The following is a 14,785-nucleotide window of genomic DNA, read 5'->3' on the forward strand; positions in this document are numbered from 1 at the left end:
CCTGCTGTGCGGCGGCGGGATCCCTTGCAGCCAGCCGAATCCGTGTAGGTTTCGCGTTAGCAAGTTGTTAGGTCGCTTTCCCACGACGCCTCGTCACTCTTTGCGATCCTGAAGACCAGCAAACCGGACGAGGCGACCGCGCCTCGGCCGCCGGCGTGCCTGGTGTGACGGCCCGCCGGCGAAGGGATTAGAGGGAACGGGGGGTCCGTGAGCGGTTACCAGACGATCCTGGACGAGCTGATCGCGATCGGTGGGCGGATCGAGGCTGAGTCCGTGAAGATCGATGATCAGACGGGGGAAGCAGCGACTAGTAATCTCGACCCCAGCGATTTCGGGGGCGAGAAGTACACCGACTTCGGTAATACCTACTTGAGCAACCTTGACGCCAACTTGGTGAAGACGATCCAGGAATATGCTCGGTCGGCTCGGGCGCTCGCCGACAACATCAAGGAGTCTTACCGGACCTATGCGGCGATGGAAGATGAAGAAGCCGCGCGCATGCAGGGTTTGGGTTGAGTTGACGACGAGGGTGGGGTGACGAGATGGGTACTGCAACTCGCAAAAACGAAGACGATTACACCTCCGACGCGGATATCAAGCTGATACTTGATGATCCTGCAGTGCCTGGCAACCTCAAAGAGGCGATTATTGCCAAATGGGCTGCTACTTACCGCGGGGATGGAAATGACGATCTGCCGCGAGACGTTGAATTTTATATCGATCGGTACGATGCTCAAGATGCCGTCGATACATATTACGCCGGACAAAAGGCTGATAACCTTACCTTCGATGCGGAAGGCGTAGCAGAAGATGATCTAGCTGGTTCTCTTGAAGAGAGTCGGAGTATTATCGAATCGCACTCCCGTCGGGTCGGAAATCGCGCCCTGCTGGAAGGAGCAACCAGCGCTGTCGATGGTGGATCTCCCTCTGGAAACAACAGCTCGGAACCAATCTTCAACGCTGCTGCCGTCGGGTTGGAGTTCTTCCACAATTTCATTCCGCAGTACAATGACTGGTCGGGAGAGTCGCTCGATTATGATGTGATTTGTCGTCAATACGACGAACAGCGTGAGGTTCAGTTCGGGAAGTTCCAGGCCGAACTCGATCGCTTGCGCGGCGTTTACGACAATCTGGACGCAGTTCGGCACGATCTTCGTGGCCATGCGTCGGCATTAGCTGAGGCGTGGACCGGTGATGCGGCTTCGCAGGCGCAGACCCAGATCCACAGTTTCCTCACCAATTCCGATACCTTCATGACGAGCTTCAATGAAATGGTCACCACTCTAGAGGCCGCAGCCTTGTCTGCCGAGGAGATCTGTCTCGATAAGGCGAACGAGATGTGGCGGGTTCTTGAGCCGGATGCGACGACCATCGGCGGGGAAGACGGATATACCTCCAACCAGGTTTCGTTGCTTATCAAGGTCGCGCGCAAAGAAGCCAACGACGAGGAACTTTCCCGCATTGCCAGCCAGCTCGGCGTGGAGTACGACACAGGTGGCTGCGGAAATAACGTTCCGGATTCAGTCAAGGATGAGGCGGCCTACGAGGCTAGTCGTTGGCTGAACGCATGGCTGATTCCGCGAATGCGGGGCCATCACCATCAGTTCCAAACTTTCTGTTCGGATGCCGATCAACTGCTCAAGACGGCCTGGGGCGGCCTGAATGATGCCTTGACCGCAATTAAACCCGAAGATTTCCAAGCCGTTTCCGAAGGTCCTGGACCTGGTTACGGCGGGAACCCCGGCGCAAACGGATCGGGCGGTATGCCCGATGCCGCTGGTGGCGGCGGAATGGGCAGCGGCGGCGGTGGCGGCGGCGGAATGCCGGAGATGCCGGGCGGCGGCGGTGGCGGCGGAATGCCGGAGACGCCCGAGTTCGAGATCCCCGAGGCCGAGATGCCCGAACCGGGCGACATTCCCGAGCCCGGCGAGATGCCCCCCGGCCTCCAGGGCCCCGGCGCACCGGAGGGCTCCGGAACACCGGAGGATCCGTTCCAGGTCCGCCCGGAGGTGCCCGGCGGCCCGGTCACCATCGAGAACGGCGACGACGAGATCACGGTGAATCCGCCCGGCGCGGACGGCCGGGTCGAATTGGAGATCGTCGGGCCGGATGGCGAGAAGCAGAACTACGAGATCGACTTCGGCCCCGGTACGGGTACCGGTCCCAGCGGATTCCAGACCATGCCCGCCCCCGGCGAGATGCCCGGTGCCGGTGGTCCCGGGTCGATTCCTGGTGGGCCGGGCAATCCCTCGACGATGCCTGGCCAGGCCCCGGAGGGCTTCGGTTTCGAGCGGGTCGATGAGAACGGCGAGATCCAGCAGATCCAACCGGATGCCGACGGCCGCGCGGTCATCGAGAACGGCGACTCGACGATCAGCATCGAGCCCGCCCCCGCCGAACAGGGCGGCGGGTACCTGGTGACGATCGAGGACGCCGAGGGCAACAGCACCAGCTACGTCACCGAGTTCGACAGCGCCGGGGGCGATCCGCTGGCCGACCGGGTGGGCCGCGACGTCGGCCAGCCCGCTTGGCAGGCGGTGCCTAGCGCCGCACCCGCCGGTTTCTCCCCAACAGGCGACGGTGGCTGGCAGGCGCCCGGTCAGGCTCAACCGATCGGCGCCCAATCCTTCGGTGGTCCGCCGCCGCAGGGCCAGTTCGGTCCCGGTGGCTTCGAGCCGCCGTCGGGGCCAGGCGGGGGACAGGGCGGTTTCGCACCGCCGCAGACGATGCCCGCAGGTTCGGGTGGTTTCCCGCCGCCCGGTATCCCCGGCGGTTTCGAGCATCACGGCCCGGGTGGGGGCGGTTTCGGCGGCCCGCCGCAGCAGATGCCTGCGGGACCCGGCGGTTTCGGTCCGCCACCGGGAATGCCCGGCGGTTTCGAGCCGCAAGGCCCTGGCGGTGGTGGCGGTTTCGGTCCGCCGCAGACAATGCCCGCAGGTTCGGGCGGTTTCGGGCCACCGCAGCCCATGCCGGGTGGATTCGACCGGTTCGAGCCGCCGCAGGGACCGGCCGGTGGTGGTTTCGGTCCACCGCAATCAATGCCCGGTCCCGGCGGTTTCGGTCCGCCCCCCGGTGCGCCCGGTTTCACCCCGCCGGAGGGCTTCGGACCTCCGCCGAGCGGCGGACCGGACAGTTCACCGCCGGGAATCTCGGCGGCGGCAGCACATTCCTCGGGATCCACGGGCGGCTTCGGCGGCCACGGTTTCTCCTCGGGTAGCAGCGGTGCCGTCGGCCAATGGGGTGCACCCGGTGAGGCTCCTGGCACGGGTCCTTCCACTAACGCGCCGCAGGCACCGCCGCCCGGCCAGGCCGGTTTCGGCGCGATGCCGGAGAGCGGCCCGCCACCGCAGCAGTCCGGCTCGGGCGGTTCCGGTGGCCAAGGCGGCGGTGGCGCCATGATGGGTGGCGGTATGGGCGGCGGCATGGGTGGTGGCGGCGGCCAAGGCGGTAACGAGAACCAGGAACGCGGTGCAAGCCAGTGGCGCGTCCAAAGTGAGCTGTTCGACGCGGGCGACGCCGCAAAGGCGGCCAACCGGATGCAATCGTTGCTCGGCGACGACGACAGGTAGGGGGAGCGGTGGAAGGCGAAGGCAGAGCCGCCCGGCTCCGTAGCGAGATCAAGTCGCAGCTGCGTACCTCGAGGGAGAATCGGGCGTACTACCGCGATAAAGCGGACCAGATGAACAAGGAAGCCGCCGAGGCGACGAAGAAGACCACCGACCGGTGGGGCAAGCGCATCGCGGCCTTACAACGCTGGGCCAAGGACAAGGAAGCCGCCAAGGCCGATCCGTTCGGTAAGCGCCCGAATAACGACGAAATCCTGAACGTCGAATACGACGCCGACGAGATGCTCGACGAGTCTGCCGAGCTCGATCAGGTCGAGCGATTGATTGAAGCGGAGAAGGCAGCAGCGGCGGCCGGGGGGAACGACCACGGCTTCCCGGGCCGCAGGCAAACCTCCGGTGGCCAGCCGCCGCTGGCGGACCAGGGCCCGCCAGCGCAACAGGGCTATCCTCAGCACTCGTCCCCGCCGCCGATGCGGCCGGGTTTTCCGCCGAATCAACCACCGATGCAGCCCGGGTATCCGCCGCCACCCCACGGCTACCCGACACAGCCCGCTTATGCCGCGCAACAGGGCGGACCACGGCATCCGATGCCCGAGCCCGCTCGGTTCGACGGGCCGCAGGGCCCGCCGCCCGGACGGGCTGCGCCGTTGCGCCGCTCGCCATCGCGACGGCCTGCGGATGATGACGACGACTACACGGATGCGAACTGGCTTCAGTAGTCGGTGATTGGCAAGAAGTAAACGGCCCCGGCTCCATTGTCCCTGGAGTCGGGGCTTTTCGTTGCTGGTCGGTACTCCGCTTGGAGAGCGGGTGTGGTCGATCAGTTCATCAGTACGGTCCCGGCCCGTTGCCCCGCCATTGCTGATTTCCGGGCATGGGACCGCTCGGATAACCCGAGGGGTTCCCGGGCGGCCCGATTTGGCCTGGATAGCCGCCGGGGTCAACTGCGGGTGGACCGCTGTGCCCTTGCGCGAAGCCCATGCCACCAGGAGGCGCCCCGGGCGGCGGCTGTCGGTTTGCCTTCGGCTTGGAATTGGCGGCGCGGCTCAACGGCGGCACGAGCGGCAACACGATCAAGGCGATGGCTCCCAGCGATCCGCCGAGTTGCAGCAGTTCGAAACGAGCGTCGTTGATAAAGCGTATGCAGTACACCGCCAAAATAAGTACGCCAAAGAGGACAATGATTGCCTGCCCGGTGCGGCGAAGGCTTCGGATGAATATGGCTGCAGCAATGGGAGTGATCAGGACTACCAGGATGATCGAGAGAGCCAGTGGGTCAATGAGAAGTCCCGTAGCCGATTCCACGGCCAGTAACAGTGCACTGGCAAGGCCCACCGCTCCGGCCCCGAGAGCCCGCATGCCTGCGGTGGGCGGAGCTGGCGGAATACGACTGCCCGGTTCTGGAGGCCTCTGGCCAGTAGGGCCGTAATGACCGGGTTGTGGCGGCATACCTGGCTGCATGCGGCCGGGGCTGCCCAGCCCACCATAAGGACCTTGCTGCGGATAACTCGGCGCGCTCCGTCCGGCTGGTGGTCCTTGGGGTTGGTGTGGATACGGTCCGGTGCTTGGTCCCGGTTGTGTCATTGCCCTGCCCCGACTAGGTCCGGCTCGGTTATCGAATTTGGTATGGAGTTAGGCGAGTCCGTGGATCAGAATTGCCTCGGCCCATTGCCTTGCCACTGTTGCGGTCCGGGTCCTGGCCCGCCCGGATGGCCTGCGGGGTTCCCGACAGGTCCGCCTGGGCCCGGGTATCCGCCCGGTCCAGGGGGCGGTGGGCCTGCCATCGACCGTTGTGGTGCTTTCTGCGCTGCTCGGGACAGTGGCGGCACCAACGGCCACACGATGAGCGCGACGGCTCCCACTGCGGCGCTGATAGGCAGCGCGATGGGGTAGGCATCCGGGTCGCCGATCAGGCCGATGAACGCGAACAAACCGGAGAATCCAGCGCCCAAGAGGATGATCAAGACCTGGCTGATCCGCCGACCATAGGTGATGAGGGCTGCGCTCAGGATCACGATGATGGCGGCGACGCCGCTCAGCGGCGCAGGGGCCAGCAGCCCGTAGCCGCCGGAGAACCACTCGGGAACCGCCGGAAGTCCTGCGATCGCCACCGGCGTGATGGCGACACAGACGAGTAGGACACCGAGCGCGAGCATCCCTATCGTGGGCGGACCCTGCTGTCTGTTGTGCGGACCCGGCATTCCTGGATTCGGCATTCCCGGACCTGGCGTCCCGGATCCTGGACCGAATTGCGGGGGCGGACCGTATCCGTTCGGCGGCCCAAAGGTGCCCGGCTGTCCCGGTGGTCCGGGCGGCCCTGCGGGATATCCCGCGCCTGCTGGGCCCGGCGGCGGTGGCGGTAATGACATGTCATGTCCCCGAACTCTGTGGTGATTCCCCGACTACGTGCGTCCACCCGCGTCGGATGACGCTCAGTACTGCGTGGGCGGCGGACCCGGTGGAGGCTGCATCGGCGGTCCCGCCACTGGGCCAGGTGGCGGCCCAGGCGGAAACTGCCCGCCGTTCCAGCCCGGCGCGCCCGGATTCGGCCGGTGGCCCGGCCCACCGGACGGCGGTGTCGAGCTGCCGCGCGCCCACCAGCTCAGTGGCGGGACGAACGGCAACACGACCATGGCGATCGCGGCCAGCCCCAGACAGACCGCCATGAACCAGTCATGGGTCGACGGCGCCTCGCTGCTCCCGCCGAAGATGATGCCGACGAGGACGCCGTTAGCCACGCCGCCGAGCACGATCAACGCCTGTGCCACGCGCCGGATCAGCGGGATGAGTGCTGCCGCGAGGATCGGGAGCAGTGTTGCAGCGGCGGTGATCAGGCCGTATGCGCTTGCGAACAGTTCTAGCGGAAAAAAGAACATCAGAAGGCGACTGTCGATGGCGGCGGGAACCGCCGCGATCACCACCAAGAGGATGCCCAGGATCAGCGACACCGGCGACGGTCTGCCAGCCCTGCCGTGGCCGGAAGGCGATCCGCCACCGGGCGGCGAGTGACCCATCCCCGGTCCGGGTACGCCAGGCCCTGGCATACCCGGCGGCCCTTGCATACCCGGCGGCGCCCCGAACGGCGCCCCAGGCCCGGCCTGCTGCGCCATCGGCCCACTCGGCGGTCCACCGAAACCGGGTGTCAGTGGTCCCGATGGTTGGCCTGCTCCCATCGGATACGGCCCGGCCCCCGGCCCTGCTTGTGACAAGATCCTGCCCCCGAATACGTCGTGCCATCGCGCGATCGCTTCAGGTTATCGACTCCGGGTGAGAACCCGGTACGACCATCAGGCCGATCAGCCTGCCTTCGCCGCCGCGAGCTTGGCGGCAGGCAGGCTGCGCCTGCTGAATTCCAGGTTTGCGCCGGAGACGTCGTGTTCCAACAGCGGGTCCACCTCGCGGTTTCCGGTGAGCACCCGTAGCAGGAAGGCCGTGGTCAACGCGGTGGCCAGCCTGCGCGGGCGGTGCGCGGCCCGGCCGTCCATCAGTAGTTCGCTCCAATGCCTGCCCTCGGTGACGCCGAGGTGGTCGGCCTTGGCCAGGGTTCGATACTGGACCGGACCTGCCCAGGCGGTGGCCAGCGGCTCCGAGGTGGCTTCCGGGGGCGCGACGCGGTCTTCTGCGGCCGCCAGGTGCAGCGCCGGGACCCGGATTCCCCCGGCGGCCTGAATCGCCGACGGTCGGGACTCGGTCGGGGAGATGGTCACCACACTGCGGATCCGGGCGTCCTCGGCTGCGGCCAGCACGGCCGCCCCGCCGCCGAAGGAGTGGCCGACGACACCCAGCTTTCCGGTGTCGATGCTGATCCGGCCGTCGCCGAGTCGGACCTTGGTCGCCATGTCGAGTGCGGTGATCAGGTCGGCGGCGAACAGCCGATGCGAGGGCAGCGGTCCGCGCTGGGTCGCGGGCGCGGCGACCACGATGCCCCAGGACGCCAGATGTCGGAGCAGGCTCCGATAGCGGGGAAGCGGCTGCATCCAGCCGTGTCCGAAGGCCACGGCAGGCAGATCCAGGCCTCGTCGTGGCGTGACGACCAGACCGGGCAGGCCGACCAGGGCGAGATCGCCGTAGAGCACCTGGTGCGGTCCTGGCCTGCTCAGCTCGGCGAGCAGCTTCTTGGCGGGGGCGACCATGAATAGCGACGGTAGTCGATCAGCCCACTGCGGGGCGCGCGGACCCGGAATACGTCGGTGATTCATGATCGGTCGACATGATCAGTACTGGTCTATACCAAAAATGATTCCTTCCGCCGTATCACCTGCGGTAATGCGGGGGCATCTCACAACGGAGAAGACATCGCCGTGCTGGCTTACGCTGTCTCTGTGTGCGGAATCGTCGGATATGTGGGCCATCAGCAGGCACGTGACGTGGTACTGGCCGGACTCCGAAGGCTGGAATACCGAGGCTATGACTCTGCGGGTATCGCCGTGGTCGACGGTGGGCTCGCGGTGGAACGCAAGGCCGGGCCGCTGCGCAACCTCGAGGCACGCCTCGATGAGGTGGGGCGGGAGAAGTTCGGCGGCAACACCGGTATCGGCCACACCCGGTGGGCCACCCATGGCGCACCAACCGACCGCAACGCCCATCCGCATACCGATGCGGCGGGGCGGGTTGCGGTCGTGCACAACGGCATCATCGAGAACTTCGCCCAACTGCGTGCCGAGCTGGAGACGGCCGGCGTCGAGATGGCCAGCGACACCGACACCGAGACCACCGCGCACCTGATCGCCCGCGCCTACCTCGGCGTGGACGAGGGCGGCACCAAGGGCGATCTTCCGGAGTCGGTGCGGGCGGTATCCAGGCGGCTCGAAGGCGCATTCACCCTCGTTGTCACCCACCTGGATGAGCCCGATGTGATTGTCGCGGCCCGCCGTTCCTCACCCTTGGTGGTCGGCGTCGGCGAGGGAGAGACCTTCGTCGCCTCCGATGTGGCCGCGTTCATCGAACACACCAGGAACGCGGTCGAGCTCGGCCAGGACCAGGCCGTGGTGATCACCCGTGACGGTTACCAGGTCACCGACTTCCACGGCACCGAGATCACAGCCAAGACCTTCCGGGTGGACTGGGACCTCGCCGCCGCCGAGAAGGGCGGCCACGAGTACTTCATGCTCAAGGAGATCGAGGAGCAGCCGGAGGCCCTGGCCAACACGCTGCGCGGTCACTTCTCCGAAGGCCGGATCATCCTGGACGAGCAACGTCTCGCCGATCAGGATCTCCGGGAGATCGACAAGGTCTTCGTCGTCGCCTGCGGATCGGCCTACCACTCCGGTCTGGTCGCCAAGTACGCCATCGAGCACTGGTGCAGGCTCCCCGTGGAGGTCGAGCTCGCCAGCGAATTCCGCTACCGGGACCCGGTTCTAGACCGAGACACGCTGGTAGTGGCCGTCTCCCAGTCCGGAGAGACCGCCGACACGCTGGAAGCCGTCCGGCACGCCCGGGAGCAGAAGGCCAGGGTGCTCGCGGTGTGCAACACCAACGGCGCCCAGATCCCCCGCGAATCCGACGCGGTGCTCTACACCCACGCGGGCCCGGAGATCGGTGTCGCCTCCACCAAGGCCTTCCTCGCCCAGATCGCCGCGAACTACCTAGTCGGTCTGGCCCTGGCCGGCGCCCGAGGCACCAAGTACCCGGACGAGGTGGCCCGGGAGTTCCGCGAGCTGGAGGCCATGCCCGAGGCCGTCAACCGGGTGCTGGACACCTCGAACGCGGTCCGTGAGCTGGCCAGGAACGTGGCCGATTCCAAGGCGGTGCTCTTCCTCGGTAGGCACGTCGGCTACCCGGTCGCCCTGGAGGGCGCCCTGAAGCTCAAGGAACTCGCCTACATGCACGCCGAGGGCTTCGCGGCGGGTGAACTCAAGCATGGCCCGATCGCGTTGATCGAGGAGGGCCTGCCCGTCGTCGTGGTGATGCCTTCTTCCAAGGGGCGGGCGACGCTGCACTCGAAGCTGTTGTCCAACATCCGGGAGATCCAGGCCAGGGGCGCGCAGACGATCGTCATCGCGCAGGAGGGCGACGAGACGGTCCGGCCGTTCGCCGACCACCTGATCGAGGTTCCTGCGGTGTCGACGCTGTTGCAGCCCTTGGTCTCCACCGTCCCACTCCAGGTCTTCGCCGCCGAGATCGCCAAGGCGAGGGGCTACGACGTCGACAAGCCGCGCAACCTGGCGAAGTCCGTCACCGTCGAGTGACCACGGACGAACCCGGCCGGAACTCGAATCCGGCCGGGTTCGCACGTCCGATCCGACGCCCGCCGGGCAAGGTGCGGTAGGAGATCGATCGCACGACGAGCCTCGCTCGGTGCGAAGCTCGACAGGCACGGCGGCGTCCGAGAACGGCCGCCGGGATGTCGGTGGAAGGGGCGTGGAGATGCGTGGAGTGTGGACCGCCGATCAGGTCCGTGCGGCGGAGAAGCAACTGGCCGAACGGGTCCCGGAAACGACACTGATGTATCGGGCGGCGTTCGGCGTCGCCATCGCCGCCACCGAACTTCTCCGCGAACATCGTGGTCGGGTGAGCGGAACCCGCGTCGCGTTGCTGGTGGGGGCGGGTAACAACGGCGGCGACGCCCTGTGGGCCGGGGCCTTCCTCCGGGAGCGCGGCGTACGTGTCGACGCACTCCTGCTCGCCCCCGACCGCGCCCATCCGGCCGGGCTGGCCGCGTTCCGGGCGGCAGGCGGTAGCGCGCTCGATGCCTCGACGACCACCGCCGGATCGGTGGCCGCCCGCGCCGACCTGGTCATCGACGGGATCGTCGGTTTGTCGGCACACGGCCCCCTTCGTCCCTCGGCCGCCGCGCTGTTGGAGCACGTCACCGCCCCGATCCTTGCGGTGGACCTACCCAGCGGCGTGGACCCGGCGACCGGCGAGGTAACCGGAGCGGCCGTCTCCGCAGCGCGCACGGTCACGTTCGGCGGCCTCAAACCCGGTCACGTGCTCGGGGCGGGTGCGGACCATTCCGGCCACGTCGAGGTGCTCGACATCGGATTGACCGCCGCGCTGGGCGAACCCGACCTGTCTCTGGTCGACGCCTCGGACCTGGCCAGGGCTTGGCCGGTGCCCGGCCCCGACGACGACAAGTACAGCCAGGGTGTGGTCGGGGTCGCCGCAGGCTCCGCCGTGTATCCCGGCGCCGCAGTGCTCGTCACCAGTGCGGCGGTACGGGCGACCTCCGGCATGGTCCGCTACGCGGGTCCCGCCGCCGACGTCGTTCGCGACCACTGGCCGGAGGCGATCGTCACGGGCACCGTCGCCGACGCGGGTCGGGTGCAGTCCTGGACGGTAGGCCCGGGCATCGGCACCGGCGACTCCGGCCGGGACGTCCTCCGGCAGGTACTCCGGGCGGGCGTGCCGACCTGTGTCGACGCCGACGCGATCACCCTGCTCGCGCAGAACGAGAACCTGTGGGACGAACGCGACCCGGACACCCCGCTGGTGCTGACCCCGCACGCAGGCGAGTTCGCCAGGCTGGTGGGCCCGGTCCGGGCGGATCGGGTCGCCTCCGTCCGACGAGCGGCGGCCACCTTCGACGCCGTGGTGCTGCTCAAGGGCAAGACGACGGTGATCGCCGCGCCGGACGGCCGAGTGCTGGTCGATCAGGCTCGGGGTTCCTGGGCGGCGACGGCCGGTTCCGGTGACGTGCTCTCCGGGTTGATCGGCGCCCTGTTGGCGTCCGGGTTGGATCCCTGGCTGGCGGCAGGCTATGCGGCGGCGATGCATTCCTCGGCGGCCGAGCTCGCAGCCAGGGGCGCGCCCATCGGAGCCTCCGCGTTGTCGGCGGCGATCCCCGCCGCGATCCGCCGGGCGCGACGGCTGGACTGAAACCGGCTACCGCGCCGGGCGATCTTGGTCGCCACGGGCGATGACCACCCCGGTCGGGCGCGCGGGTTGTGACACCATGACCTGGTCATGGACGCATCGAACCCGCCCCTGTCTCGGGCCGAACTGGTAGTCGACGCCGAGGCCATCCGAGGAAACGTCGCGCTGCTGGCGGCACAGGCCCGCCGTAGCGGGGCCGCGACGATGGCCGTGGTCAAGGCCGATGGCTACGGACACGGCGCGTCGACCGCGGCGCGGGCGGCCCTGGCGGGCGGCGCGACCTGGCTCGGCGTCCGCTCGCAGGCCGAGGCACTGGCGCTGCGAGCCGATGGCATCATCGCCGACATCCTCTGCTGGTTGCACGAGGCCGACGAGGACTTCACCGAGGCCGTCCGCCATGGCGTGACCATCTCGGTGGCGGCGCAGGCGACCCTGCAAGCGGTCGTGCGGGCCGCTCGGCAGCTGGGAACCACCGCAGACATCCATCTCAAGATCGACACCGGGTTGAGTCGGAATGGCGCCACCCGGGACGATTGGCCCGCGCTGGTCGCGGCCGCCGCCGAGGCGGAGAGCGCCGGTCAGGTGTCCGTCGATGCGGTGTGGTCGCATCTGGCCTGCGCCGATGAACCCGGACATCCCTCGATCGACGCCCAGGCGGAGCGCTTCGACGCGGCCTACCGGGTCGCGTGTGATGCCGGACTGCATCCGATGCGGCACCTGGCGAACTCGGCCGCCACCCTGACCCGTCCGGACCTGCACTTCGATCTGGTCCGACCGGGTATCGCCTGCTACGGCCTGAATCCGGTTCCCGGCCACACCGAGGTTCGACTACGACCCGCGATGACGCTGCGCAGTCGGGTCGCCCTGGTCAAGCGGGTACCGGCAGGCGAGGGCGTGTCCTACGGACTCACCTGGACCGCCCCGCGCGACACCACGCTGGCGTTGGTTCCGGTGGGTTACGCCGATGGGATGCCTCGGCTGCTGTCCGGGCGGATGTCGGTGTGGTTGGCCGGTGCCAGACGTCCGATCGCCGGGCGGATCTGCATGGATCAGTTCGTGGTGGACTGCGGTGACGACCCGGTCCGGCCGGGCGATCCGGTGGTGTTGTTCGGCGCCGGTGATCACGGCGAGCCGACCGCCACCGAGTGGGCCGATGCGATCGGCACCATCGATTACGAGATCGTCACCGGGTTGTACCGTCCGAGGGCGCGACGCCACGTCGTCGACCTTCCCGGCGAGTCCGGCCCGCCGGAGGCAGCACACAACGGAGGGGATCGGGCATGAATCTCTGGCAGCTCCTCCACCTCGCGAGCCAGGTGGCGATGCTGCTCTTCGTCGCCATCCTCGTCGCGCCGCTGGGCTACCTGGTCTTCCTCGGTGTGCAGAAGATCAAGAACCTCAACGCGCGGCCCGAGGCCGAGCAACCGCACGGCGAGTGACGAAACCCGGTACAGGAGACGTAGATGAGCATCTGGCAGGTGGCGAGCATCGCGGCAGGCAGCGTTGTCGTGGCAGCCTCGGGCGGCGCTGTCATCGGCATCTCGGCGCAGAAGGCTCGGATGCTCGCGCAGGATGGTGGCAGGCCGGGTTCGCAGGCCCACAACCGATCGACGGCCGGATCGCACACCAAGCCGCACACGGAGTCGGCCGAATGAAGCCCTGGCATGTCGTCGGCATGGTCGGGGGCCTGGTCGGAGCGGCCTTGGGCGCCGCCGTCGGCGTCGCGGCGCACAGCGCCAAGCTCGCCGCGCAACGCGAGCAGGATGCCGACCCGTTGGCCGAGGAGGCGCTGGGCGCGCTGGAACCCGACCGGGAGTACACGGTGGCCGCCGACGACGGGCTGCCGATCGTGGTCGAGGAGGTCAACCCGGCTGATGGCGGTGCCGCCGAGCTGACCGTGGTGCTGGTGCACGGCTACGTACTGGATCGCCGTTGCTGGCACTTCCAACGTCGTGACCTGCCGTTGCTGACCGACCCCAGGGTCCGAGTGATCTCCTACGATCAGCGCAGCCACGGCCGCTCCGGCCGAGGACCGACCTCGACGTCGACCATCGAGCAGCTCGGTCGGGACCTGGCCGGAATCCTGCGGGTCGCCGCGCCCACCGGACCGCTGGTCCTGGTGGGGCACTCGATGGGCGGCATGACCGTCATGGCGCTGGCCGAGCAGTATCCGGAGCTGTTCGTCGAGCGGATCAAAGCCGTGGCCCTGGTCGGCACGGCCGCCGGGGAGCTGGCCCGGTCCGGCCTGGCGAAGTCGTTCCTCAACCGCCGCAACCCGATGGCCAGAAGCGTCGGCCGGGTCGCCGCCTGGCAGCCGGGCCTGTTCGAGATGGTCCGCCGGGCGGGCGGCGGGATCACCCGCAGCGGGGTTCGGTCGATCGCCTTCGGCGACCGCAAGGTCCACCCACGGCTCGTGGACCTGATGGTCGAGATGATCAACGGCACCCCGTTGCAGGTCGTCACCGACTTCCTCGAAACCCTGAGCACCCATGATCGAGTGACCGCCCTGGTCGGGTTGCGCCACTGCCATGTCCTGGTGTTGGCGGGCGATGCCGACCGGATCACGCCGTTCTGGCATTCGGAGGTCATCGCCCGTGAACTGCCCGACGCCGAGTTCGTGCGGGTGGCGGGCGCCGGCCACATGGTGATGCTGGAACAACCCGAGCAGTGCACGGAGGCGATCCGGCAGCTCATCCGGCAGGCCCACGGCGAACGCAGGACGCCATCGGCCCGACAGCGAATCGAACAGGCAGAGGCATGAGCGACGATCGATTCTCACCGGAGAACGACCGGGTCGAACTGGATCCCGGACTGACGAGCGTGGCCGCGGGGTGGACGGCACCGGACCTCGAAGCGGCCGTGGAGCTACACCGGACGCTGCCTGCGGCCGAGGACACCCACGAACTGGGCAGGCAGCTCGGCGGCCTCGCCCGGGCGGGTGATCTGATCGTGCTGTCCGGGCCACTCGGGGCGGGCAAGACCGCCCTGACCCAGGGTTTGGGCGCGGGGCTCGGGGTGGTCGGCCGAATCACCTCGCCGACCTTCGTCATCGCCCGACTCCACCGAGCCGCGCCTGCTGGACGGGGCATCGCGCTGGTGCACGTCGACGCCTACCGCCTCGGTGGCGTCGGGGAGCTGGAGGACCTGGACCTCGGCTTCGACCTCGACCAGGCCGTGGTCGTCGTCGAGTGGGGTGAGGGTCTCGCCGAGGCATTGACGGAGGAACACCTGCTCATCCGGCTCGACCGCAAACTCGACGACTCGCGCTCGGCGGTGCTCGTGGCGAACGGACCGACGTGGACGCGTCGACTCGCCGATCTCTGATCCTCTGTTCTGCGAACCCGGCATTCAGGTGAGGATCGCACAAATCGATTTCGGACAAATCGATAATTCGGCAACGAAAT

General features: G+C 67.9%; 14 protein-coding genes. 10 read left to right on the forward strand and 4 right to left on the reverse strand.

Annotated features, from left to right (window positions below; genetic code table 11):
- The first annotated feature begins 207 nt into the window (after window positions 1–207).
- The 3 genes from BKA25_RS02325 to BKA25_RS28250 all read left to right on the forward strand — a co-directional run bounded on the left by BKA25_RS02325 (window position 208) and on the right by BKA25_RS28250 (window position 4,285).
- The gene (locus tag BKA25_RS02325; RefSeq protein ID WP_069852512.1) at window positions 208–516 is read left to right on the forward strand and encodes a hypothetical protein; all 309 of its coding nucleotides are present in this window, start codon (window positions 208–210) and stop codon (window positions 514–516) included.
- Between the two features lie 26 nt (window positions 517–542).
- Window positions 543–3,569 (forward strand): WXG100 family type VII secretion target, encoded by a 3,027-nt coding sequence (locus tag BKA25_RS02330; protein ID WP_184285072.1) that lies wholly within the window; start codon window positions 543–545, stop codon window positions 3,567–3,569.
- Between the two features lie 110 nt (window positions 3,570–3,679).
- On the forward strand, window positions 3,680–4,285 hold the full coding sequence (locus BKA25_RS28250) for a hypothetical protein (RefSeq protein ID WP_157421294.1): 606 nt from the start codon (window positions 3,680–3,682) through the stop codon (window positions 4,283–4,285).
- A 109-nt stretch (window positions 4,286–4,394) separates the two neighbouring features.
- Here the strand turns inward: BKA25_RS28250 and BKA25_RS02340 are convergent, their stop codons facing one another.
- The 4 genes from BKA25_RS02340 to BKA25_RS02355 all read right to left on the reverse strand — a co-directional run bounded on the left by BKA25_RS02340 (window position 4,395) and on the right by BKA25_RS02355 (window position 7,699).
- Window positions 4,395–4,871, reverse strand: a complete 477-nt coding sequence (locus tag BKA25_RS02340; RefSeq protein WP_157421293.1) for a hypothetical protein — start codon at window positions 4,869–4,871, stop codon at window positions 4,395–4,397.
- A gap of 344 nt (window positions 4,872–5,215) precedes the next feature.
- Window positions 5,216–5,782, reverse strand: coding sequence for a hypothetical protein (locus tag BKA25_RS02345; protein ID WP_157421292.1), 567 nt, complete (start codon window positions 5,780–5,782; stop codon window positions 5,216–5,218).
- Window positions 5,783–5,998: 216 nt separating this feature from the next.
- Window positions 5,999–6,514 carry a hypothetical protein gene (locus BKA25_RS02350; protein ID WP_069852502.1) on the reverse strand — a complete coding sequence of 172 codons (516 nt, stop codon included), beginning with the start codon at window positions 6,512–6,514 and terminating at the stop codon, window positions 5,999–6,001.
- Window positions 6,515–6,862: 348 nt separating this feature from the next.
- Complete coding sequence (locus tag BKA25_RS02355) at window positions 6,863–7,699, reverse strand: dienelactone hydrolase family protein (protein ID WP_069852500.1); 837 nt, start codon at window positions 7,697–7,699, stop codon at window positions 6,863–6,865.
- Window positions 7,700–7,888: 189 nt separating this feature from the next.
- Here BKA25_RS02355 and glmS point away from each other — a divergent pair, with 189 nt between their 5' ends.
- The 7 genes from glmS (at window position 7,889) to tsaE (ending at window position 14,705) form a co-directional block, all read left to right on the forward strand.
- Window positions 7,889–9,754 (forward strand): glutamine--fructose-6-phosphate transaminase (isomerizing), encoded by a 1,866-nt coding sequence (glmS, locus tag BKA25_RS02360; protein ID WP_069852498.1) that lies wholly within the window; start codon window positions 7,889–7,891, stop codon window positions 9,752–9,754.
- Window positions 9,755–9,932: 178 nt separating this feature from the next.
- Complete coding sequence (locus BKA25_RS02365) at window positions 9,933–11,384, forward strand: NAD(P)H-hydrate dehydratase (RefSeq protein WP_069854111.1); 1,452 nt, start codon at window positions 9,933–9,935, stop codon at window positions 11,382–11,384.
- 87 nt (window positions 11,385–11,471) lie between these two features.
- The gene (gene alr, locus BKA25_RS02370) at window positions 11,472–12,665 is read left to right on the forward strand and encodes an alanine racemase (protein WP_069852496.1); all 1,194 of its coding nucleotides are present in this window, start codon (window positions 11,472–11,474) and stop codon (window positions 12,663–12,665) included.
- Window positions 12,662–12,820, forward strand: a complete 159-nt coding sequence (locus BKA25_RS02375) for a hypothetical protein (RefSeq protein ID WP_157421291.1) — start codon at window positions 12,662–12,664, stop codon at window positions 12,818–12,820. Before alr ends, BKA25_RS02375 begins: the two co-directional genes overlap by 4 nt.
- A 24-nt stretch (window positions 12,821–12,844) precedes the next feature.
- Window positions 12,845–13,036, forward strand: a complete 192-nt coding sequence (locus BKA25_RS02380) for a hypothetical protein (protein WP_069852495.1) — start codon at window positions 12,845–12,847, stop codon at window positions 13,034–13,036.
- The gene (locus BKA25_RS02385; protein WP_069852493.1) at window positions 13,033–14,142 is read left to right on the forward strand and encodes an alpha/beta fold hydrolase; all 1,110 of its coding nucleotides are present in this window, start codon (window positions 13,033–13,035) and stop codon (window positions 14,140–14,142) included. Before BKA25_RS02380 ends, BKA25_RS02385 begins: the two co-directional genes overlap by 4 nt.
- Complete coding sequence (gene tsaE, locus BKA25_RS02390) at window positions 14,139–14,705, forward strand: tRNA (adenosine(37)-N6)-threonylcarbamoyltransferase complex ATPase subunit type 1 TsaE (protein WP_084643426.1); 567 nt, start codon at window positions 14,139–14,141, stop codon at window positions 14,703–14,705. Before BKA25_RS02385 ends, tsaE begins: the two co-directional genes overlap by 4 nt.
- Window positions 14,706–14,785: the final 80 nt, after the last annotated feature.

It is taken from the genome of Actinoalloteichus hymeniacidonis, assembly GCF_014203365.1.
Classification (GTDB): domain Bacteria; phylum Actinomycetota; class Actinomycetes; order Mycobacteriales; family Pseudonocardiaceae; genus Actinoalloteichus_A; species Actinoalloteichus_A hymeniacidonis.

Excerpts from the sequence above, each read along its gene's own strand:
- BKA25_RS02375 (WP_157421291.1), top strand. The coding sequence starts at position 12,662 with ATGAATCTCTGGCAGCTCCTCCACCTCGCGAGCCAGGTGGCGATGCTG.
- BKA25_RS02330 (WP_184285072.1), top strand. The coding sequence starts at position 543 with ATGGGTACTGCAACTCGCAAAAACGAAGACGATTACACCTCCGACGCG.
- BKA25_RS02355 (WP_069852500.1), bottom strand. The coding sequence starts at position 7,699 with ATGGTCGCCCCCGCCAAGAAGCTGCTCGCCGAGCTGAGCAGGCCAGGA.
- tsaE (WP_084643426.1), top strand. The coding sequence starts at position 14,139 with ATGAGCGACGATCGATTCTCACCGGAGAACGACCGGGTCGAACTGGAT.
- BKA25_RS02345 (WP_157421292.1), bottom strand. The coding sequence starts at position 5,782 with ATGCCGAATCCAGGAATGCCGGGTCCGCACAACAGACAGCAGGGTCCG.
- alr (WP_069852496.1), top strand. The coding sequence starts at position 11,472 with ATGGACGCATCGAACCCGCCCCTGTCTCGGGCCGAACTGGTAGTCGAC.
- BKA25_RS28250 (WP_157421294.1), top strand. The coding sequence starts at position 3,680 with ATGAACAAGGAAGCCGCCGAGGCGACGAAGAAGACCACCGACCGGTGG.
- BKA25_RS02380 (WP_069852495.1), top strand. The coding sequence starts at position 12,845 with ATGAGCATCTGGCAGGTGGCGAGCATCGCGGCAGGCAGCGTTGTCGTG.
- BKA25_RS02365 (WP_069854111.1), top strand. The coding sequence starts at position 9,933 with ATGCGTGGAGTGTGGACCGCCGATCAGGTCCGTGCGGCGGAGAAGCAA.
- BKA25_RS02385 (WP_069852493.1), top strand. The coding sequence starts at position 13,033 with ATGAAGCCCTGGCATGTCGTCGGCATGGTCGGGGGCCTGGTCGGAGCG.